Source organism: Streptococcus sp. 27098_8_51, from assembly GCF_041432205.1.
Taxonomy (GTDB): Bacteria; Bacillota; Bacilli; order Lactobacillales; family Streptococcaceae; genus Streptococcus.
On sequence record NZ_JAPVZE010000004.1, the window covers coordinates 67569 to 89111 of the forward strand.

At 39.8% G+C, this 21543-nt stretch carries 26 protein-coding genes and 2 pseudogenes; 27 read left to right on the forward strand and 1 reads right to left on the reverse strand.

Going from position 1 to position 21543, the window contains the following annotated elements; genetic code table 11:
• Positions 1-83: 83 nt before the first annotated feature.
• On the reverse strand, positions 84-935 hold the full coding sequence (locus O3622_RS04415) for a MurR/RpiR family transcriptional regulator (protein ID WP_044020400.1): 852 nt from the start codon (positions 933-935) through the stop codon (positions 84-86).
• 255 nt (positions 936-1190) lie between these two features.
• On the opposite strand from O3622_RS04415, the gene pbp2b reads away from it, so the two are divergent.
• The 27 genes and pseudogenes from pbp2b to O3622_RS04550 all read left to right on the forward strand — a co-directional run bounded on the left by pbp2b (position 1191) and on the right by O3622_RS04550 (position 21538).
• Positions 1191-3233: a penicillin-binding protein PBP2B gene (pbp2b, locus tag O3622_RS04420; protein WP_371607093.1), complete on the forward strand. Its 2043-nt coding sequence runs from the start codon at positions 1191-1193 to the stop codon at positions 3231-3233.
• A gap of 10 nt (positions 3234-3243) precedes the next feature.
• Complete coding sequence (gene recR / locus O3622_RS04425; protein WP_000966758.1) at positions 3244-3840, forward strand: recombination mediator RecR; 597 nt, start codon at positions 3244-3246, stop codon at positions 3838-3840.
• A 302-nt stretch (positions 3841-4142) separates the two neighbouring features.
• Positions 4143-4418, forward strand: coding sequence for a TIGR04197 family type VII secretion effector (locus O3622_RS04430; RefSeq protein ID WP_000509001.1), 276 nt, complete (start codon positions 4143-4145; stop codon positions 4416-4418).
• Complete coding sequence (locus O3622_RS04435) at positions 4406-4777, forward strand: hypothetical protein (RefSeq protein WP_371607094.1); 372 nt, start codon at positions 4406-4408, stop codon at positions 4775-4777. The genes O3622_RS04430 and O3622_RS04435 overlap by 13 nt, the downstream gene beginning before the upstream one ends.
• Positions 4768-6342: a virulence protein gene (locus tag O3622_RS04440; protein ID WP_371607095.1), complete on the forward strand. Its 1575-nt coding sequence runs from the start codon at positions 4768-4770 to the stop codon at positions 6340-6342. The genes O3622_RS04435 and O3622_RS04440 overlap by 10 nt, the downstream gene beginning before the upstream one ends.
• 10 nt (positions 6343-6352) lie before the next feature.
• A complete protein-coding gene (locus tag O3622_RS04445; protein ID WP_000780960.1) occupies positions 6353-6961 on the forward strand; it encodes a hypothetical protein in 609 nt (202 codons plus the stop codon).
• Positions 6958-7372: pseudogene (locus tag O3622_RS04450) on the forward strand (hypothetical protein); the annotation flags it as partial. The gene O3622_RS04445 and the pseudogene O3622_RS04450, both read left to right, overlap by 4 nt.
• Positions 7372-8001, forward strand: a complete 630-nt coding sequence (locus O3622_RS04455) for a hypothetical protein (RefSeq protein WP_095725866.1) — start codon at positions 7372-7374, stop codon at positions 7999-8001. The pseudogene O3622_RS04450 and the gene O3622_RS04455, both read left to right, overlap by 1 nt.
• 51 nt (positions 8002-8052) lie before the next feature.
• The gene (locus O3622_RS04460; RefSeq protein WP_366975546.1) at positions 8053-8586 is read left to right on the forward strand and encodes a thiol-disulfide isomerase; all 534 of its coding nucleotides are present in this window, start codon (positions 8053-8055) and stop codon (positions 8584-8586) included.
• 85 nt (positions 8587-8671) lie between these two features.
• Positions 8672-9199, forward strand: a complete 528-nt coding sequence (locus O3622_RS04465; RefSeq protein ID WP_366975544.1) for a thiol-disulfide isomerase — start codon at positions 8672-8674, stop codon at positions 9197-9199.
• Positions 9200-9284: 85 nt separating this feature from the next.
• Positions 9285-9812: a thiol-disulfide isomerase gene (locus O3622_RS04470; RefSeq protein WP_070696232.1), complete on the forward strand. Its 528-nt coding sequence runs from the start codon at positions 9285-9287 to the stop codon at positions 9810-9812.
• 179 nt (positions 9813-9991) lie between these two features.
• A complete protein-coding gene (locus O3622_RS04475) occupies positions 9992-10279 on the forward strand; it encodes a TipC family immunity protein (protein WP_000746268.1) in 288 nt (95 codons plus the stop codon).
• Between the two features lie 15 nt (positions 10280-10294).
• On the forward strand, positions 10295-10441 hold the full coding sequence (locus O3622_RS04480; RefSeq protein ID WP_225893231.1) for a hypothetical protein: 147 nt from the start codon (positions 10295-10297) through the stop codon (positions 10439-10441).
• Positions 10442-10453: 12 nt separating this feature from the next.
• Positions 10454-10618: pseudogene (locus tag O3622_RS04485) on the forward strand (TipC family immunity protein); the annotation flags it as partial.
• A 95-nt stretch (positions 10619-10713) separates the two neighbouring features.
• Complete coding sequence (locus O3622_RS04490; RefSeq protein WP_001244917.1) at positions 10714-11319, forward strand: hypothetical protein; 606 nt, start codon at positions 10714-10716, stop codon at positions 11317-11319.
• 49 nt (positions 11320-11368) lie between these two features.
• A complete protein-coding gene (locus O3622_RS04495; protein ID WP_000957421.1) occupies positions 11369-11899 on the forward strand; it encodes a hypothetical protein in 531 nt (176 codons plus the stop codon).
• Between the two features lie 181 nt (positions 11900-12080).
• On the forward strand, positions 12081-12713 hold the full coding sequence (locus O3622_RS04500) for a hypothetical protein (RefSeq protein WP_371607097.1): 633 nt from the start codon (positions 12081-12083) through the stop codon (positions 12711-12713).
• Positions 12714-12768: 55 nt separating this feature from the next.
• Positions 12769-12906: a hypothetical protein gene (locus O3622_RS04505; RefSeq protein ID WP_172837204.1), complete on the forward strand. Its 138-nt coding sequence runs from the start codon at positions 12769-12771 to the stop codon at positions 12904-12906.
• A 104-nt stretch (positions 12907-13010) separates the two neighbouring features.
• Positions 13011-14054, forward strand: coding sequence for a D-alanine--D-alanine ligase (locus O3622_RS04510; RefSeq protein WP_371607099.1), 1044 nt, complete (start codon positions 13011-13013; stop codon positions 14052-14054).
• An 84-nt stretch (positions 14055-14138) separates the two neighbouring features.
• Complete coding sequence (gene murF / locus O3622_RS04515; RefSeq protein WP_371607100.1) at positions 14139-15500, forward strand: UDP-N-acetylmuramoyl-tripeptide--D-alanyl-D-alanine ligase; 1362 nt, start codon at positions 14139-14141, stop codon at positions 15498-15500.
• Positions 15501-15690: 190 nt separating this feature from the next.
• Entirely contained in the window at positions 15691-16395 is a 705-nt protein-coding gene (locus O3622_RS04520; RefSeq protein WP_001055268.1) for a TIGR02206 family membrane protein, read from the forward strand.
• Positions 16396-16631: 236 nt separating this feature from the next.
• Positions 16632-18002: a cell division protein FtsA gene (ftsA, locus tag O3622_RS04525; RefSeq protein WP_000196346.1), complete on the forward strand. Its 1371-nt coding sequence runs from the start codon at positions 16632-16634 to the stop codon at positions 18000-18002.
• Positions 18003-18018: 16 nt separating this feature from the next.
• Entirely contained in the window at positions 18019-19275 is a 1257-nt protein-coding gene (gene ftsZ / locus O3622_RS04530; RefSeq protein WP_000144261.1) for a cell division protein FtsZ, read from the forward strand.
• Between the two features lie 3 nt (positions 19276-19278).
• Complete coding sequence (locus O3622_RS04535) at positions 19279-19950, forward strand: YggS family pyridoxal phosphate-dependent enzyme (protein ID WP_049505659.1); 672 nt, start codon at positions 19279-19281, stop codon at positions 19948-19950.
• A 9-nt stretch (positions 19951-19959) separates the two neighbouring features.
• Entirely contained in the window at positions 19960-20490 is a 531-nt protein-coding gene (locus tag O3622_RS04540) for a cell division protein SepF (RefSeq protein ID WP_000053367.1), read from the forward strand.
• On the forward strand, positions 20490-20750 hold the full coding sequence (locus O3622_RS04545) for a YggT family protein (protein WP_000576501.1): 261 nt from the start codon (positions 20490-20492) through the stop codon (positions 20748-20750). Before O3622_RS04540 ends, O3622_RS04545 begins: the two co-directional genes overlap by 1 nt.
• Positions 20747-21538: an RNA-binding protein gene (locus O3622_RS04550; protein ID WP_000126362.1), complete on the forward strand. Its 792-nt coding sequence runs from the start codon at positions 20747-20749 to the stop codon at positions 21536-21538. The genes O3622_RS04545 and O3622_RS04550 overlap by 4 nt, the downstream gene beginning before the upstream one ends.
• The last annotated feature ends 5 nt before the right edge of the window (positions 21539-21543 follow it).

Below are 21543 nucleotides of genomic sequence, written 5' to 3' on the forward strand. Positions count from 1 at the left end.
TTGTCCATCACCAAAATACAGCAGGGATGTTGGGAGCCTACTATCATTTCAAGACAAAACAATCCTAGTTTGGTTCAACCAAACTAGGATTTTCTAACGCGTTTTTGTCTACGATAGCCGTTGAGTTTTTTATTTTCCCAATAGCTGTTAAAGATTTTTTCTTTGCTATCGCGATTGATTTCTAAAAAGTAGGCATAAATCAAATCTATTAAAATGAGCATAGGGAGTTGAGCGGAAATACGCTGGATGTAAGAAGATTGACTATGGCTTGCCACAAGGACCGTTTCGGTGTAGGCCTGACTGTTTTTGTTTGGTGCGCTGGTAAAGAGGATGGTCTTGGCACCCATTTCCTTGGCATCCAACAAACTATCGAGGACGGATTGGGTAGTTCCTGATAGGGAAAAGCCAAGTACCAGACAGTTTTCATCCATGATACTGGTCGTCCAAGCAAAGCCATCCCGATCGGTCAAAGCTTCACAGACAACACCTAGTCGCATAAAGCGCAGTTTCATCTCACGGGCAATCAGACCAGAACTTCCCGTCCCAAAGAAGTAAACTCGTTCTGCGTCATCGATTAATTGGGCGACGCGTTCCAGTTGTTCTTCGTCAATCAAATCCTGTGTTTGTTCTCGCATGATACTGTAGCTTCGCAAAACACGTTTGGTTAAAGGACTGTGTTTGTGCGAATGAGTGTCCGGTTTACTAGCTTGGTGCTGGTATTGAAAGACGAATTCTCGGTAGCCTGTAAAACCACACTTTTTGGCAAAGCGGGTCAAGGCTGCTTGGGAGATATGTAATTTCTGGGTAACTTGCTGAGAAGAGAGATCATCTTGGATCGTTTCAGCTTGTAAAAAATAGCGAGCGATTTCTTGCTCGAGCTCGGTTAATTCTTCAAAATGGAGGTCGATTATGGTTGCGATATCTGGCTTGTTCATGAGGCTCCTTTTTATGAGTCAAAGTCTTAAAGGTTAACGCTTTCCTAACTATTACTATCATTATATCATAGAAAATAGGATAACCAAATAAAAAGGCATTTTCAATTAAAAGTCAAAAAATGCTTCGACTTTTCCAAGAGTTTCTCCGTAAAATATGGTACAATGAAATGTACTGAGATTCACCTATTTACTCTATTATTTTAGGGAAAATAAAGGTGGAAATCGGGAATTTTTCTAGAAAAGAGTCTTAGTTGTATGAGAAAATTTAATAGCCATTCGATTCCGATTCGGCTTAATTTATTATTTGCGATTGTCATCCTGCTCTTTATGGCCATTATTGGTCGTTTGTTATACATGCAGGTGCTCAATAAAGATTTTTATGAAACAAAATTGGCTTCAGCCAGCCAAACAAGGGTAACAACCAGTTCAGCTCGTGGACAGATCTATGATGCGGCAGGGAAACCCTTGGTAGAAAATACTGTCAAGCAGGTTGTTTCTTTCACACGAAACAATAAAATGACTGCAACTGAATTGAAGGAGACAGCCAAGAAACTTCTCACATATGTGAATGTAACCTCCCCTGATCTGACAGATCGACAGATTGCAGACTACTACTTGGCGGACCAGGATATTTACAAAAAAACAGTCGAATCCTTGCCAAGTGATAAACGCCTGGATTCAGATGGGAACCGCTTATCGGAAGCGACACTTTACAATAATGCGGTTGAAAGCATTGACGTGAGTCAGCTTAATTATACAGATGACCAGAAAAAGGAAATCTATCTCTTTAGTCAGCTCAATGCTGTTGAAAATTTTGCAACGGGAACCATTTCTACGGATGCCTTAGATGATACCCAAGTTGCTCTCGTTGCATCAGCGTCCAAGGAATTACCAGGTATCAGCATTTCAACCTCATGGGATCGTAAAGTACTGGATACATCTTTATCGACAATCGTCGGTAGCGTTTCAAATGAAAAGTCAGGACTGCCAGCTGAGGAAGTTGATGCTTATCTCAAAAAAGGGTATTCTCTCAATGACCGAGTGGGAACTTCCTATCTTGAAAAGCAATATGAAGATGTTCTTCAAGGCAAACGCTCCGTCAAAGAAATCCATCTCGACAAACACGGAAATATGGAAAGTGTGGAAAATGTCGAAGAAGGAAGCAAAGGAAACAATATCAAGTTAACGATTGATCTAGCTTTCCAGGATGGTGTGGATGACCTACTCAAGAGTTACTTCAACTCAGAGTTGGGCAACGGTGGAGCCAAATATTCTGAAGGAGTCTACGCCGTAGCCCTCAATCCTAAAACCGGTGCAGTTTTGGCCATGTCAGGTGTCAAGCATGATGTCGAATCCGGTAAATTAAGTTCAGATTCGCTTGGAACAATAACCAACGTCTTTGTGCCAGGATCTGTTGTTAAGGCAGCAACCCTTAGCTCTGGTTGGGAAAATGGAGTCTTGTCAGGTAATCAAACCTTGACAGACCAGCCGATCGTTTTCCAAGGTTCGGCCCCTATCAATTCATGGTATACCTTGTCCTATGGCTCTTTCCCTATCACAGCAGTTGAGGCTTTGGAATACTCTTCTAATACCTACATGGTTCAAACTGCGCTAGGAATCATGGGACAAACCTACACACCAAATATGACAGTCGCAACGGGACAGTTAGAGACTGCAATGGGCAAATTGCGATCAACCTTTGGGGAATATGGACTCGGAGCTTCAACAGGGATTGACCTCCCAGATGAATCTACAGGATTTACGCCAAAAGAATTTGATTTGGGGAACTATATCAATAATTCCTTTGGTCAGTTTGACAACTACACACCGATGCAGCTAGCCCAGTATGTTGCAACCATCGCAAACAATGGAGTACGTTTGGCTCCTCACATCGTTGAAGGGATTTATGGAAACAATGACCAAGGTGGCTTAGGCAGCCTGGTTCAAGAAACAGCCACTAAGGAACTAAACAAGGTCAATATCTCAGAATCAGATATGGCTATCTTACAGCAAGGTTTCTATCAAGTTTCGCATGGAACGAGTGCTCTGACAACTGGTCGTGCCTTTTCAAATGGCGCCGCCGTTTCCATCAGCGGGAAAACGGGTACTGCCGAAAGTTACGTTAATGGCGGTCAAAAAGCCAATAATACCAACGCAGTCGCCTATGCACCGACCGAAAATCCTCAAATCGCGGTCGCAGTCGTCTTTCCTCATAACACCAACCTTACAAACGGTGTCGGACCTTCTATTGCACGCGACATTATCAATCTTTATCACCAACACCATCCAATGAATTAGAAAGGAACTTATGCTGTATCCAACACCTATTGCCAAGCTGATTGATAGCTATTCAAAGTTACCAGGTATCGGAATCAAAACGGCTACCCGCCTAGCCTTCTATACCATTGGAATGTCTGATGACGATGTCAATGAATTTGCCAAAAATCTCCTGTCTGCTAAACGGGAATTGACCTATTGTTCCATCTGTGGTCGCCTGACGGATGATGACCCTTGCTCTATCTGTACGGATTCGACTCGAGACCAGACAACCATCTTGGTGCTAGAGGATAGTCGCGATGTGGCTGCTATGGAAAATATCCAAGAATACCACGGACTCTATCATGTCTTGCATGGCCTCATTTCTCCGATGAATGGTATCAGCCCAGACGATATCAACCTCAAGAGCCTTATGACCCGTCTCATGGATAGTGAGGTTTCAGAAGTGATCGTGGCAACCAATGCGACAGCGGATGGGGAAGCGACATCGATGTATCTCTCTCGTTTGCTCAAGCCAGCTGGTATCAAGGTCACTCGCCTAGCACGAGGACTAGCCGTGGGAGCAGATATCGAGTATGCGGACGAAGTCACACTCTTACGAGCCATTGAAAATCGGACAGAGTTGTAGGAGTCAGTTAAAACGTAGCTCATTATGACACATAAGACGAGCCCTAGGAATTTTTCTAGGGCTTGTCTTTTTCTGTTTCTCACGAGAGGTGAACAAGCCTTGCTAATAAGACTACTCAAACTATAAGGCATCAGAAAACGGGTCTCCAAAATCACTAGTGGCGTCTTTGTCAAACTCATTCACTGAGCGATAGAGTTTACTCTAAGGAGATGAGCTCACTTGCCCTTAGGGTTTGTTTTGAAATCGTACTATTTTTGTGTTATGATATGGTCAATATACAATGAATAAAGGGAGTTTGAAGTATGGGTGGAAAGATAAAATCTAGCACGATAGCAGCAGAGGCAGCTATTAATGAATTGGTTGGGTATGACACGAGCAAGAAGCAAAATCAGCAAGTAGAATTTTCATATACTTCTGAAATTGCAGGGATGGAAGCTGGACGCCAGGCTTGCAATCAAATGCTTCAGGCGGTCAGTGATTTCAGCTCGGCTGTTTTGACCCAAGCAAATAAGTTTCCAGAAATTGCTCATAAGATTGAAAAACGCGACGTAGAGCTGGCTAAGAGATGGGAACATTAAAAATGGCAGATAAGAACGAAGAAAAACGCTACAAACTTTGGCGAGAAATTGTCAAGATTGACGATAAAGAAGAAAGTCTTCAGACTCTAAAAAGACAATATGAACAGCAGCTAACTCACTTTCACTCAGAAATCCAGAGTATCCACCATCGTATGGCGACTCTATTAGCTATCTCGCCTAGTTCTCGTCAAGTGATAGAGCAAATCGAAAGTGATAATAGAACCATTCAACGACAGATCAACTCTTATGTAGATGAGGAACTGGATGAATTGGGAAAACAAACGAAGAAGGCTCGTCGGTCTTTCGATGAAGCTAGAGAAGAACTGATATCAGAAAGGAATCGGCTACCATGGGAGTAAAATACAGCGCACAAGAATCCCAAGAATTGATTCAAGCTATGACTAACAATCTCCAGGTCGCAAATGAAGTCACGGACCGCTTATCTAGTGGATGTGACCACCTGATTTCCTCTTTAGACTCAGGTGAGCTGACAGGAGCAGCCTACACAGCTGGGAAGGGTCTTTTTACAGAGATTATCATCCCCAGCATCAAGAAGTTACAAGCAGCGATAGATGATATCCAACTAGAGTTGACCTCCTACAAAAATGCGGATGCTCAGGTCTCTGGATATGGAGATTTGGACCTAGACCAGCTCAAGGAACTGAAAAAATTGAGGGAAGAGCAGTTAGCTATCGTAGAAGCTCAGATTCAAGCGAGAGAGAACTGGCTAAATCAAATCAAAGACCTCTTTACACTGAATTGGGGGAAAGCTTTCTCTGAGAAGACCATCCTCTACAATACCAAGTCTCAAATCGAGTCAGGTATTCAGGATTTGGATGACAAGATTGAAAAACTAGAATTTTTTGTCTCAGAGGTTTCCCAGTATTTCAGCGATAGTCTAGAAGTCCTTAGCTTAGCGATTCAAGGAGCTACGCAACTAAGTAAAGTCATTGTCGATAGCGATGGCAACTACTATGCGGACGGTCTGGACATGAGCTGGGTGCAAAAGATGAAGGATGTGAAGATTGTTTCGCATGCAAAAAGAGATTTTCAAGATTCAGAAACTCGTGCAATCAATAAAGCTTCTAGGGATATGATGCTATCGGACGATGGTGATGCCTACTATCGTGCCGAATTAAAGAAGCGCTTAAAAGGCCATGACAAGTCCGAATGGGATAAAATAATTGACGACTACAATCACACTCTTAAGATTGATGAAACAGGGAATATCATTGAAATTCATTCCTTGGAACAAGGCTATGTCGTTTTAAAAAATGGGAAATATGATGCTGACTATACTCATTTGGTTAACAAAAAGCTTGATGAACTAAAAGCCCAAAACTTTGAAGCAAATTCAGTCGAATTTTGGAGTGGAGTAGCTCAAATTTTCTCTGGATTGGGAGTTTACTTTGCGAGTGGAGCCCTAGAAGTCTTGAGTGTAATGGCTGGTCCGCCAACAGCAGGGACAAGTATCGTAGCTGGTACCGCAGCATCTGTAACAGGGGTTCAATATGGGAATGTACTGATAGCTAGTGGAGCAGTAACTAGCTTATCAGCTATCACAAAGACAGCCTTACAAAATGGCGAAATTCAGGTTGATTATTCCAGTAACTATGACAGCTGGAAGGCAAATAAACCGACGAGTAAGTCTTTTGGAAAAAAGATTTCTGGACGAGTTAACGGTAAAAAAGTCGATAATATTCGAGTTGATGCGGAGCCAGATAGTGGGAAAATCCAAGTTCAATCGGGGAGTGGAAAGTCAGGTTATAACCTCGACATAGATATTGAAGCCTCAACTATTTCAAGTAGGCAGGATATTGTAAACTGGGTAAATGAACAATCTGAACTAAATGGACTTGGAAAAGGAGCTAAAGAAGAAGTTATCAAAAATATGTGGAAAGCTTTTAAATACTTGACGCAATAAGGAGTGAACAATGAAATTATATTTAAAAGGTGATTATACAAAAAGAGTACCTTATGGTTATTTAGAACTAGCTGGTAAAATGTGGTTTCCAGAAGATGAGCAAATTTCTTACTCAAATGCTGGGAACAATGATGCATTACAAGAAGATTTTTTCTCAAATTTATCCTTGAGGAAAGGCACTGCCGATAAGAGATGGTCTAGTGTCCCCCTAAAGGAAGGGGTACGAAGACTCTTTTCACATATTAAGGAAAGTATTGAAATTAATTTTGAAGATGCATTTGCTACGGATTATAATGAAAAGGGAGACTATCTCCGTATTTTAACCACCCATCTAGAAGTTTTGACAGTTGATAAACGAGCTATGTACATTATGGCGCTTGAGATTGCAAAGGTGATTGATGGGCAAATTAGCGAGGATAATAAGAAGACATGGCTAACAGTCGAGGAGTTTAGGAAAAAGCACGAGGCTATTCTATCTCTAACTTTTGAAGAAGCAAATGAACTAAGTTTGACTGAAATTCAAACGATGGATGTGGTAGACGACCCTCTTTGGGAGGAAGAAGCCAATCGTCGAAAAGAATATATACTAGCACATGGAGGCGATATCTCAGATTTATGAGACTATATATCAAAAGTGATTTTAAGAAAAAAATAACCTTTACGACAAGAGAGTTGCTCTGGGAAATGTGGTTTAAGGAATGGCAAGAAAATAAGTTTCTCCAATGTTGGTGATGATGCTATGTTACAGGATGATTTCTTTTTTGGAGTTCAATTTGATAAATGGCGATTTAATGATAAACGATGGAATCATATACCATACGATAAGAGCAATCCTTGGACTTCGTTTTCTGATGAAAACATTCAATTGGAATTTGAAAATGATTTTATTACTGATGGGAGAGAACGTGGAGAAAACCTTAGGATTGCTACGACACATACGGATATTTTAACGGTTGATAAACGAGCTATGTATATCATGGCAGTCGAGGTAGCTTCTGCAATTGATGGTCAGATTAGCGAGGAAGACGAGTGAGACTATACATCAAAGGCGATTACACCAAAGAAATTCCATTTGATTACATGGAACTAGCGAAAAGGATGTGGTTTGAGAAAAAAGATGGAATAGAGCCAGATTTATCGTATGCTGGGTATCTAGATTTACCAATCGATAAACTTTCTATTCACTTAGAATTAGACAAGGAAACTCATGATGTTAGATGGAGGAGTGTCCAAATAAAGGAAGGGATAAAATATGATTTTTTATCACATAAATGTGAATATATACAGCTAGATTACGAAGATGCTATCATGTCGGACTTTCGTGAGAAAGGCGAATGTTTAAGAATCGCTTCTACCCACCTTGACCTTCTCACTGTTGATAAACGAGCTATGTATATTATGGCTATTGAAATTGCGACTGCTATTGATGGTCAGATTAGCGAAGATGATAAAGAGAGCTGGTTAAGTGTGGAGGAATTTAAAAAACGGCATGAGGATATCCTTTCGATGAGTTATGAAGAGGCTAATGAGCTGAGTTTGGAAGAAATTCCATTTATGGACGATGTGAGAGACCCAGTCTGGGAAGAAGATGACCGCAGGAATGAAGAATACATCAAAATCCATGGCGAGCCAGTTTATGATGACGAGGAAGATGAGTGAGAATTTATAATCCCACCTATTTGAAAGAGAGTGTTGATAGAGGAAAGGCGAATGTTAGATAAAGTAAAACAGTTTAAGTGGTTGATTGTATTGTCCTTGTTCCTATTAGCGATTCCTTTATATTTTACTTACAATCATTTCCAACAATCTAGTGCTTTAAAAGAAGCCTTTGAGAAAAATGAAAGAATTGAGGTTCTTCATCGCTTGACGGCATCAGAAAAATATACGTCTGACATCCGCAAGGCAGGATATACTATTCCTTCTGACGGAGCTATTCGATTGGATGGAGTTATTTATCCATTAGAAATAGAAGGAGAGTTACATTTGAAAATTAGCCCTCCCAAAAAGGATGCTAAGGATTTTCAGTTATTTTTCATCACACAGGTTAATGAAAAACAAACGCATGTAGCTTTTATTTTAGATAAAAATCTGAATTTAATTGATTCCAGTTATTCTCAGCAAAATGATAACGGGAAAAGAGAGATTGTTTCTGTCTCACAATCCGAAGAAGATTACTTGTTGAGAAGTGTTCAAAGCGAGATTGATGACTTCATGAAAAAAATGTATCAAACCTTGTATGGTTAGATTGTTAGAGAAAGTAACTTCTTGCTCAACGCAATGCTGTATGAACAAGACTTCTATGATTACTTAGATAGAGGGGGTGAGAAAAATGTCGGGACTTAAAAAAATACTAATCGTGATTGCTTCTGTAATTGCCTTAGCTACTGGTTTGAATCTTTACTTTCAGTATCAAAACCATCAAGAACATATGCAATTAAAAACCTCCTTTGAAGAGAGGGACAATATAGTCGTCTTACAACGTTTGATGGCATCAGAAAAATATGCGTCTGACATCCGTAAAGCGGGCTATGTCATTCCTCCCGATGGAGCTATTCGCTTGGATGGAGGAATTGACTCCATAGAGATAAAAGGAGACATCGATTTGGATATCTCAAATCCGGGACGGAATGGGGTTACTGCTTATTTTAGAATAGAGATAGATGGTAAAATAACTAGTGTACTCTATGAATTGGATAAGAACTTTGATTTAGTTTCTAGCAGCTACTTTCAAGTTAATGAAAACAATATAAAAGAGAGTGTGAACATCTCTCAAGCCGAAGAAGAACGCCTATTAAACATTGTTCAAAAAGAGCTTGAGGCTTTCATGGAAAAGATGTATCAGACTTTGTATGGATAGTTTACCAGAGAAAGTGGCTTCTTGCTCATTACAATGCTTTATGAACAACACTTCTATGATTACTTAGACAGAGGGGGTGAAAAAAATGTCGGGACTTAAAAAAATACTAATCGTGATTGGTTCTGTAATTGTCTTAGCTACTGGCTTGAATCTTTATTTTCAGTATCAAAACCACCAAGAATATATGCAATTAAAAACCTCCTTTGAAGAGAGGGACAATATAGTCGTCTTACAACGTTTGATGGCATCAGAAAAATATGCGTCTGACATCCGTAAAGCGGGCTATGTCGTTCCTCCCGATGGAGCTATTCGCTTGGATGGAGGAATTGACTCCATAGAGATAAAAGGAGACATCGATTTGAAAATATCACATCCTGGACGTAATGGGGTTACTGCTTATTTTGAAATAGAGATAGATGGTAAAATAACTAGCGTACTATATGAATTGGATAAGAACTTTGATTTAACTTCTAGCGCCTATTTTCAAATAAATGAAAAAAATATAAATGAGAGGGTGACTATTCCCAAAGTCGAAGAAGAGCGCCTATTAAAGATTGTTCAAAAAGAGCTTGATGGCTTCATGAAAAAGATATATCAGACTTTGTATGGATAGTTTGCCAGAGAAAGTAGCTTCTTGCTCAACGCAATGCTGTATGAACAACGGGGTGTGTTGAGGGATTTTACTAGAAAAAGATACCGTAGATGAGATACAAAAAAATTACCCAAGTACTTATAATTTCATTCGAAATATTGAAACAGGGAATCAAGAGTTGACAGAGATGAGGTGATTAGATGAAGAAGAGAAAATTTGTAATTTTTTCGTTGCTAATAGTTCTATTATTATCTTTCTCTGGTTTTCAGTACTATAAATATCAGAGAGTTCATAATATTTTTGATGAAATATACTACGAAGAAAGTGATTATCACAATTATACATTTCTCTGGAAAGGACGAGCTTTTTATAAGTTAAAAAGTTTAAAATTTGTGGACAACGATTCTCAAGAAATTTCTATTCATTCTATTGATTATAAAAGTGTAGATTTACCAAATACTATTCAATCTCTAGGTTATTATTTTTAATTTGGATTTCAGGAGATGACGAAAGTTGGGATAGAGATGCGTTTGAGACTGCCAGATACAGAGACAACCATAAATGTAGATTACCTGTACGATGTAAACAATCGGCAATTAGAACGGTTTATGTGGTACTATGATGATGAGAGTACAGGATATTTTCAGTAGTCTCAAGTAGAGGACTTTCTTGCCAAACGCGGTAAGACTGTTGATGAGATTCGCAAGGAAGCAGACAATGTACTCCGTAATAAAGTCCTTAAAGACTGGACCACTATCTACTCTAGTCGTTTTAGCACAGATAATTGGGGAGAAGTGACAGTTAAGGATATATGGAGAACAGAATAACAAACGAAACGGCGAGGCAATAGTGTTATACAGGTGGGGTGCTATGACAGAGTTCTCAAGAATATTTTGTAAAAAAAGTTACTTTGGAGCAGTAAATGAGAAATAAAAGTAAGTCTATCCTTTTTTTCCTATTTTTCCTTTTTTATATGGTATTGTTCATCATTAAGCCAATCTATCAATATTATTCATTTTCTAAGATGGATGTGAATAGTAGTATGGTTCAATTGATTCAAGATAAAAATGATCAGGATTGGCATGCTCTTGATAAGCATATTCATCTAGTGCCCTCAAAAGAAAATGGAAAGAACATCGGCCTTATCTATGTGGTGGATGACTATAATCAAATTGAAAGTAAGATTTCTTATGAGAATCAAGCGGTATCCATCAGTTACAATAATCGATTACAAGGAGACAAGAGTGTTGAAATTAGTTGGTTAAATGGGGAAAAGCGGTTGTATCATGCTGGGAGATATTTGAAATTAGCAAGTGAAAATCAAGCTGTGATTGAAAGTAACACAGGTTCTTCAGTGACCGTTTGGGAACAACGCTCGGACAATGCGATGAATCAGTTATATACAGTTGTGAATCAGATGAGAAAGATAGTTTTAAATCATTTGCTTCAGAAAATTTTCTACTATTCGATAGCTTTGGTCTGCTTTCTTTTGGGTTGGAAAATATACTCTCTTTTAAGGAGGGATTGAGGGCCACAGTTCTTCTGGATTTTAATAGTGATGAGAGAGGAAAACTAAAATGCTAACACCCGTGTTATTTATTGTGTCTTTATTTCTACTTTTACGGCACTTTAAAAGCAGTCTCTCAAGAATGATCATCGGATTGTTGTATGGTTCGTTTGCGGCAGTTTTTATTTGTGTGGTTTTAAATGCTGGTAAGTACACTCTGCAACCAGGTCAAAGTGTTGAATTGAAAGTTTTTTCTAAAACAGAGCAGCTGGAGTATAATTCGGAACTACATTTTAAAAAATTAGATGATGCGAAGTTAAAATTGTCCGGTCGAAAAGGTTGGGGAATGAAAGACAGTAATATAGTCTATAATGTTGAAAAGCAAACAATAACGGAGCTAATTTTTTTAAAAGACAAAACCGAGCGCAAAGACTTACCAAATGATAAGAGTAAAAGTATCTATTTAGAAAGTGATGGTATAGTGGTTCAAGGGGAGATAAAGGAAGTATTTGGGGTGACGGAAGAAACTCCCTACACAATAACCATCACCAATGTAGACGACAAGCCAGCACACTTTGAAGCTCAAGTGGTGGATCGGTAGATTTAGGAACCATAAACTAGGCCTCAGTAGTTGCAATTGTTTGGTAAAGAAGACTTATTTGCTTTGAAAGTAACAATCAGCTTGTTTCTTTCGAATATGCAAGAGAGGATCTAGTGGTGAATACTAGTCAAAATGTCAAAAAAAGATTTAGATAAACCTAATCTCGCAGTTGGAGAGTAAAATGTTAAATAAAATGAAAAACTATTATAAAAACAAACCAACTCAAGCTGTCTTAATGCTCATAGTTCTTATTTGGTCAGTATATGAGATTGGTGCGACCAGTTTGGCAAGTAACTCTGCATTAACTAAGGAATTCATGCATAGTCGGTATGTTATAGTTTGGCCAATAGTAGATAAGAAAATGAAATTATATCACTATGCGGAAGAATGGACTAATGACGTTTTAGTTGGAATGATGCATTTAGACTATGGAAATATTAGAATAACTAGTTTTCCTAAAAAATGGGAGAGTGAAGCTGAAGTTTACTATATGTTGTCTCAGGATGAGTATGCTGATAGAGTATATTTTTTCTTAGACGAGCCAATTTCCAAAGCCTATGTCAGCAGATTAGAACAAAATTATTATTTGATTTCAAAGAATGCAGTTGCTATTGAAGAGGAAACAGGTAAGACGGTTGAACAGTTAGTTCAAGAAGTGGGGAATGCAAGGAAAAACTTCTTATCAGCTCTTGGAAAGATGAAAATCCTTCGTTTGGTCTATTTGATTCTTCGTATGATAGTATTGTTGCAGTTTATCAGGTGGTCGGGTCAGCGTAGAAAAAGGAAAGAGAACGAAATTTTGCAGAATAGATAGAGCTCCAAAAAGGTATGATGATAAAGAGCTTCCAAACAATTAAAAAGGTATTCATTTGGTAAAGAATGGGATTGTTGTCAGCTACCAAGGGGAGAATGTTTTTTATGTAACCAATAACAAGTCCTACACGATCACCATCACCAATGTAGACGACAAACCAGCTTACTTTGAAGCTCAAGTGGTGGATCGGTAAAGTTTCAGCTCTCAAATGAGGGCTTTTTTATATACAAGTTTAAAAAAAGAAGCAAATATGATATACTAAAGAACGAGTATTCTATTAGAATTAGGACAAGCAATATGAAACAAACGATTATTCTTTTATATGGTGGGCGTAGTGCAGAGCGTGAAGTCTCTGTCCTTTCAGCTGAAAGTGTTATGCGTGCGGTCAACTACGACCGTTTCACAGTCAAGACTTTCTTCATCAGCCAGTCAGGTGACTTTATCAAAACACAAGAATTTAGCCAGACTCCAGGTCAAGAAGACCGTCTCATGACCAATGAAACTATTGATTGGGATAAGAAAATAGCGCCAAGTTCCATCTACGAAGAAGGCGCAGTGGTCTTTCCGGTTCTTCATGGTCCGATGGGAGAAGATGGCTCTGTTCAAGGATTCTTGGAAGTTTTGAAAATGCCTTACGTTGGTTGTAACATCTTGTCATCCAGCCTTGCCATGGATAAAATTACGACTAAGCGTGTCTTGGAGTCTGCCGGGATTGCCCAAGTACCTTATGTGGCCATCGTCGAAGGTGATGATGTGACTGCTAAAATCGCTGAAGTTGAAGAAAAATTGACTTATCCAGTCTTCACGAAGCCGTCAAACATGGGTTCAAGTGTCGGTATTTCTAAGTCTGAAAACCATGAGGAACTACGCCAAGCTTTGGAGCTTGCCTTTCAATATGACAGCCGTGTCTTAGTAGAGCAAGGGGTGAATGCTCGTGAAATCGAGGTTGGTCTCTTGGGCAACTACGATGTCAAGAGCACGCTTCCTGGTGAAGTGGTCAAGGATGTTGCCTTTTATGACTATGATGCCAAATATATCGATAACAAGATTACCATGGACATCCCAGCCAAGATTAGTGATGATGTGGTAGCTATCATGCGTCGAAATGCAGAAACTGCCTTCCGTGCAATCGGTGGCCTCGGTTTGTCTCGTTGCGATTTCTTCTATACAGACAAGGGCGAAATTTTCCTAAACGAGCTCAATACCATGCCAGGTTTTACCCAGTGGTCTATGTACCCACTACTTTGGGACAATATGGGAATCAGCTACCCAGAACTAATCGAGCATTTGGTTGACCTTGCTAAGCAAAGTTTTGACAAGCGTGAAGCGCATTTGCTATAAAAATGAAAGAGAGGGTAGAAGCCAGAACTATCACTGCATGGTGACTAGAGTTCTCGGACTTCAACCCTTTTTAAAGGAGTAGAAATGAAATTAACGATCCACGAAGTTGCCCAAGCTGTTGGAGCTAAAAATGATGTCAGCATCTTTGAGGACATCCAGCTAGAAAAGGCTGAGTTTGACAGTCGTTTGATTGGGACGGGAGATTTGTTTGTGCCACTTAAAGGTGCGCGTGACGGTCACGACTTTATCGAAACAGCTTTTGAAAATGGTGCAGTAGTAACCTTGTCTGAGAAAGAGGTTGCAAATCATCCCTACATTCTAGTAGATGACGTTTTGACTGCCTTTCAATCCCTAGCTGCCTACTATCTTGAAAAGACAGCTGTTGATGTCTTTGCAGTTACAGGTTCAAATGGTAAGACAACGACCAAGGATATGTTGGCGCATTTACTGTCAACAACCTACAAAACCTACAAGACACAAGGCAATTACAATAACGAGATTGGTCTTCCCTATACGGTTCTCCATATGCCTGAGGAGACAGAAAAGTTGGTCTTGGAGATGGGGCAGGATCACTTGGGGGATATCCACCTCTTGTCTGAATTGGCTCATCCTAAGACAGCCATTGTAACCTTGGTTGGAGAAGCCCATTTGGCCTTTTTCAAAGACCGTTCGGAGATTGCTAAAGGGAAAATGCAAATTGCTGATGGTATGGCACCAGGTTCTTTGCTTTTGGCACCAGCTGACCCGATTGTAGAGGACTACTTGCCTACAGATAAAAAGGTGGTCCGTTTTGGGCCAGGAGCAGAGCTGGAAATCACGGACTTGATTGAGCGCAAGGATAGTCTGACCTTTAAGGCTAATTTTTTGGAACAAGCCCTCGATTTGCCAGTGACAGGTAAGTACAATGCCACCAATGCTATGATTGCTGCTTATGTGGCTCTACAAGAAGGAGTTTCAGAGGAGCAAATTCGTCAGGCCTTTCAGAACCTAGAATTGACCCGCAATCGTACTGAGTGGAAGAAAGCAGCCGATGGAGCAGATATTCTGTCTGACGTATACAATGCCAATCCAACTGCTATGAAGTTGATTTTGGAGACATTCTCTGCCATTCCAGCTAATGAAGGGGGCAAGAAAATCGCTGTCTTGGCAGACATGAAGGAACTCGGCGACCAGTCTGTTCAGCTCCATAACCAGATGATTTTGAGCCTCTCACCAGATGTGCTGGATACCGTTATTTTCTACGGAGAAGATATTGCGGAATTGGCTCAACTTGCCAGTCAAATGTTCCCAATCGGCCACGTTTATTACTTCAAAAAAACAGCTGACGAGGACCAATTTGAAGACCTAGTCAAGCAGGTTAAGGAAAGACTCGGTGCCAATGACCAAATTTTGCTCAAAGGATCGAACTCCATGAATCTAGCCAAGTTGGTAGAAAACCTAATGTAGTTTAGTGATTTCCATATGAAACTGTAGATTTCAAATCAGTGCATTTCTGCAATACAAATGATATAATAGGTTGCGAATTTAAGACGCAAGTGTTCTATGTATGTCATAGAATCAAGTTTTTTCAAAAAATTTAAAAGCTGGAGAAAGTGAATTTTTTACTGCCTCTAGCTAGATGAACGAGGAATAGAATATGAATTTGTGGGATAAATTATTTACCACACAGATATCAGAACCGCCCCAGTTTGAACTTCACTGGTACATTGGTTTGTTATGTTTATTGGCTCTTACTTTCTATGCTTCTTATCGTTTTCGCGACAAAGTAGCTTACCAGCGTTTTATTCAGATCCTTCAGTCTGTTCAACTGATTGTTTTGTATAGCTGGTATTGGGGCAATCTCATGCCCCTATCAGAAAGTTTACCCTTCTATCATTGCCGTATCGCCATGTTTGTGATGCTCTTGATTCCAGGAACATCCAAGTACAAACAGTACTTCGCCCTTTTAGGAACTTTTGGAGCAACAGCAGCACTAGCTTACCCACTTTTTGATCCCTACCCATTTCCACACGTGACCATTTTGTCCTTCATTATCGGACATGTTGCCCTTTTAGGAAATGCGCTCCTATACTTGTTTAGAAACTATCAACCTTCCCTTCTTGATTTGAAGAATGTGGCGGTGATTACCTTCGCCTTAAATGGCTTGATATGGGTTGTTAACTTAGTTGTAGGTGGAGATTATGGATTTTTAAACAAACCACCACTTGTTGGAAGTTTTGGCCAGCCCTTAAATTATCTCATTGTTTCGACTGTTATCGTGATAGCAATTCGCTTAACAGGGAAATTAGTAGAAAATTTTTTACAACAAAAATCGGAAGAATTTATTCAAGAGAAGATCTAAAATGATCTTCTCTTTTTTGGATTTTTAAGAAACAGAAAGGAAATTGTGAACGTTAACTTCAAATAATCTCTTAGAAGAAGAATTTTTCTAGAATTTTCTCAAAAAACATGCAGGAATTTTATCAAAAACTAAGCACGATTGGATTTTTTGTGTTATAATATTCTTTGAATAGCTATGCCCAAACATAGTTATTAAATAGAAGTGAGAAACTTGGAAGACAGAGAGGATGCGATGTAATGACTAGAGATGGTTTTTTTACAGGCTTAGATATCGGAACTAGCTCGATTAAAGTGCTAGTAGCTGAGCATAGAGATGGTGAAGTAAATGTAATTGGTGTTAGCAATGCCAAAAGTAAAGGTGTAAAAGACGGAATTATTGTTGATATTGAAGCAGCTGCTTCAGCAATCAAATCCGCAATCACACAGGCGGAAGAGAAAGCTGGTATTTCTATTAAGTCTGTTAACGTTGGCCTTCCAGCAAACCTCTTGCAGGTTGAACCAACACAAGGAATGATTCCTGTAACTTCAGATACCAAAGAAATCACGGATCAAGATGTTGAAAATGTTGTCAAATCAGCTTTGACTAAGAGCATGACTCCTGATCGTGAAGTGATTACCTTTATTCCAGAAGAATTCATCGTGGACGGTTTCCAAGGGATCCGTGACCCTCGTGGTATGATGGGTGTTCGCTTGGAAATGCGTGGTCTGCTTTACACAGGTCCTCGTACGATTCTACACAATCTTCGTAAGACAGTTGAGCGTGTAGGTATTCATGTTGATAATGTGATTATTTCACCATTGGCGATTGTGAACTCAGTTCTTAATGAAGGCGAACGTGAATTTGGTGCAACTGTCATTGACATGGGTGGAGGTCAGACTACTGTAGCGACTATCCGCAACCAAGAATTGCAGTTCACTAACATCTACCAAGAAGGTGGAGATTACGTTACTAAAGACATTTCTAAAGTCTTGAAAACATCTCAAAAAATTGCAGAAAGTTTGAAACTGAACTATGGTGAAGCTTACGTTCCACTTGCAAGTAACGAAACTTTCCAAGTTGAAGTAATTGGTGAAGTAGAACCTGTTGAAGTAACAGAAAGCTACTTGGCAGAGATTATCTCAGCACGCATCAAACATATCTTTGACCAAATCAAACAAGAGTTGGAAAGAAGACACTTGTTGGATTTGCCAGGAGGTATCGTCCTTATCGGTGGAAATGCAATTTTACCAGGAATTGTTGAATTAGCCCAAGAAGTATTTGGTGTTCGCGTAAAACTTTATGTACCAAATCAAGTTGGAATTCGCAACCCTGCATTTGCTCACGTGATTAGCTTGTCTGAGTTTGCTGGTAAATTGACTGAAGTCAATCTTCTTGCTCAAAAAGCAGTTAAAGGAGATGAATTCCTTCGTCAAAAACCAATCAACTTTGGCATTCCAAATCAACGTTTGAATCCAGTAGCGCAACCAAGTCCAGCACAAACAGCTCCAGCTGAAACTGTGCAGGAAGCTCCAGTTGCTCCCAAGGAAGAATTCCAAGCAAGTTCTCAAAGTAAACCGAAGCTAACAGAACGTTTCCGTGGTTTGATCGGAAGCATGTTTGATGAATAAAAGAGGATAAGAAATTATGACATTTTCATTTGATACAGCAGCAGCTCAAGGCGCAGTTATTAAGGTAATTGGTGTCGGTGGTGGTGGTGGTAACGCCATCAACCGCATGGTTGACGAAGGTGTTGCTGGTGTAGAATTTATCGCAGCTAACACTGATGTACAAGCCCTTAGCAGTACGAAAGCAGAAACCGTTATCCAACTTGGTCCAAAATTGACTCGTGGTTTGGGTGCTGGAGGACGTCCAGAAGTTGGACGTAAAGCTGCAGAAGAAAGTGAAGAAGCTTTGACGGAAGCTATCACTGGAGCGGACATGGTCTTTATCACTGCAGGTATGGGTGGTGGATCTGGTACAGGTGCAGCCCCTGTTATTGCACGTATCGCTAAAGATCTTGGTGCTCTTACAGTTGGTGTTGTGACACGTCCTTTCGGATTTGAAGGAAGCAAACGTGGTCAGTACGCTGTAGAAGGGATCAACGAACTTCGCGAGCATGTTGATACTTTGTTGATTATCTCTAACAACAACTTGCTTGAAATTGTTGATAAGAAAACGCCACTTCTTGAAGCTCTTAGCGAAGCAGATAACGTTCTTCGCCAAGGTGTTCAAGGGATCACTGACTTGATCACGAACCCAGGATTGATTAACCTTGACTTTGCTGACGTGAAAACTGTAATGGCCAACAAAGGGAATGCCCTTATGGGTATCGGTATCGGTAGTGGTGAAGAACGCGTTGTTGAAGCGGCTCGTAAAGCAATTTACTCTCCACTTCTTGAAACAACTATCGATGGTGCTGAGGATGTCATCGTCAACGTTACTGGTGGTCTTGATTTGACCTTGATTGAAGCAGAAGAAGCTTCAGAAATCGTCAACCAAGCAGCTGGCCAAGGTGTAAACATCTGGCTTGGAACATCAATTGACGAAAGCATGAAGGATGAAATTCGTGTTACTGTTGTAGCGACAGGTGTTCGTCAAGAGCGCGTGGAAAAAGTAGTTGGAGCTCGTAACAACCAACCAGTTGGACGTCCATCAACTAAAGCGCCACAAGCACACACATTTGATCGTCAATTCGACTTGGAAGAAACAGCAGAATTGCCTAAATCAAGCCCACGTCGTTTTGAAACAAACCAAGCGTCTGCTTTTGGAGACTGGGACTTGCGTCGTGAGTCAATTGTTCGCCAAACAGATCCAGTTGTTTCACCGGTAGAACGCTTCGAAACACCAGTTTCACAAGATGAAGATGAATTGGATACACCTCCATTCTTCAAAAATCGTTAATCAATGAATTTGAAAAAAAATACTGAATTAGTTTTTCAGCAAATAGCTGATGCTAGTCAAGAAGCCAACCGTGCTCTAGATGCTGTTTCAGTAATCGCAGTGACAAAGTATGTAGATGTACAAACAGCGGAAGCCTTGCTTCCGCTTGGTGTCCGTCATATAGGTGAAAATCGAGTCGATAAATTTTTAGAAAAATATCAGGCCTTGAAAGATTACCCAGTTACTTGGCATTTAATAGGAACACTACAGAGACGGAAAGTGAAAGAAGTAATCCCATTTGTGGATTACTTTCATGCTTTAGACTCCTTAAAGTTAGCCCAGGAAATTCAAAAGAGAACAGATCATGTTATCAAGTGTTTCTTGCAGGTCAATATTTCTGGGGAAGAAAGCAAGCATGGGTTTTCAAAAGAAGAATTGCTAGAACTTTTGCCAGAATTGGCTAAGTTAGATCAGATTGAGTATGTTGGTTTAATGACCATGGCTCCTTTTGAGGCAGACAGTGATGAATTGAAAGAAATTTTCAAGGATACGCAGGCTCTGCAAGCAGAAATTAGAGAAAAACAAATCCCTAATATGCCGATGACAGAGCTAAGCATGGGAATGAGTCGTGATTTTAAAGAAGCGATTCAGTTCGGCTCAACCTTTGTTCGAATCGGTACAGCATTTTTTAAATAGGAGAGAGCTATGTCTTTAAAAGATAGATTCGATAAATTTATAGATTATTTTACAGAAGACGGAGAAGAAACGACTAACTACCAGACTCAACAAGAGGAAACAGTTAGCCCAGCCATCTCATCTTCTAAAGAATTACCAGCACCTGCTCAGTCAGGATCAGCTAAAGATGCAAATATCACTCGTCTTCATGCGCGACAGCAAGAATTGGCAATGCAAAGCCATCGTTCAGATGAGAAAGTGACAATTGATGTTCGCTATCCAAGAAAATATGAAGATGCAACTGAAATTGTAGATTTGTTGGCTGGAAATGAAAGTATTTTGATTGATTTCCAATATATGACAGAGGTTCAAGCCCGTCGTTGCCTTGATTACTTGGATGGAGCCCGTCATGTCTTGGCTGGAAATATGAAAAAAGTTGCGAGTACGATGTATCTATTGACGCCTGTCAATGTTGTCGTGAATATTGAAGATATCAAGCTTCCAGATGAATCACAAAGCGCTGAGTTTGGTTTTGATATTAAACGAAATAGAGCAAGATAATGATTTTCTTAATTCGTTTAATCCAAAATGCGGTTAGCATTTATTCCATCATTCTCGTTGCATTTGCTCTTCTTTCATGGTTTCCAAATGCCTATGAAAGCCAGCTAGGTCGCCTAGTTATCAGACTTGCTCGTCCAGTTATTGAGCCACTTCGTAAGCTCAATCTACAATTTGCTGGTCTTGACTTTACGGTTTGGGCGGCGCTGATTCTGATTCAGTTTGTTGGAAATCTCTTAACACGACTAGTCTTATTACTATGACAGCAAATCGAGCCATTTATCAGCATTTTTCCCAAGATGATATTCCCTTTATTGATAAGGGGTTAGAGTGGATCAAGCGGGTAGAAGATACCTATGCACCGGTACTTACTCCTTTTATCAATCCCCATCAGGAACAGATTTTGAGGGTACTAGCTGGGACATATGGACTGGGTTGCCAAAGTAGTGGTGATTTTCTTCCGACAGAGTCGGTTCGAGTTCTTCTCTATCCAGATTACTTTGAACCGGAGATATCAGACTTTGAAATGGCCTTGTTGGAAATTTGCTATCCGAGTAAGTTTGAGCAACTGAGTCATGGAAAAATATTGGGAACAATTATCAACCAACTAGGAATTGACCGTAAATTATTTGGTGATATCTTGGTAGATGAAAAGAGAGCACAGATTTTTGTCAATCGTGATTTCATTCCTCTTTTTCAGGATGGAATAAGAAAGATTGGCAGACTTCCTGTATCGCTGGAGGAATGTCCTTTTACCGATAGGATTTTGTCTAAAATTGATTATAGAGAACGAGAAATTTTAGTTTCGAGTTTTCGATTGGATGCCCTCTTATCAAGTGCCTTGAAATTATCTAGAAATCAAACTAGTCAACTGATTGAGAAAAAATCTGTCCAGGTAAATTATCATGTGGTTGAAAAATCTGATTACCAGGTTGCAGTTGGGGATTTGATCAGTGTGAGAAAGTTTGGTCGTTTGAAAGTTGTCAAAGACAATGGTCAGACCAAAAAGGATAAGAAAAAACTAACAGTCAGGCTACTTTTAAGCAAGTGAGAAAA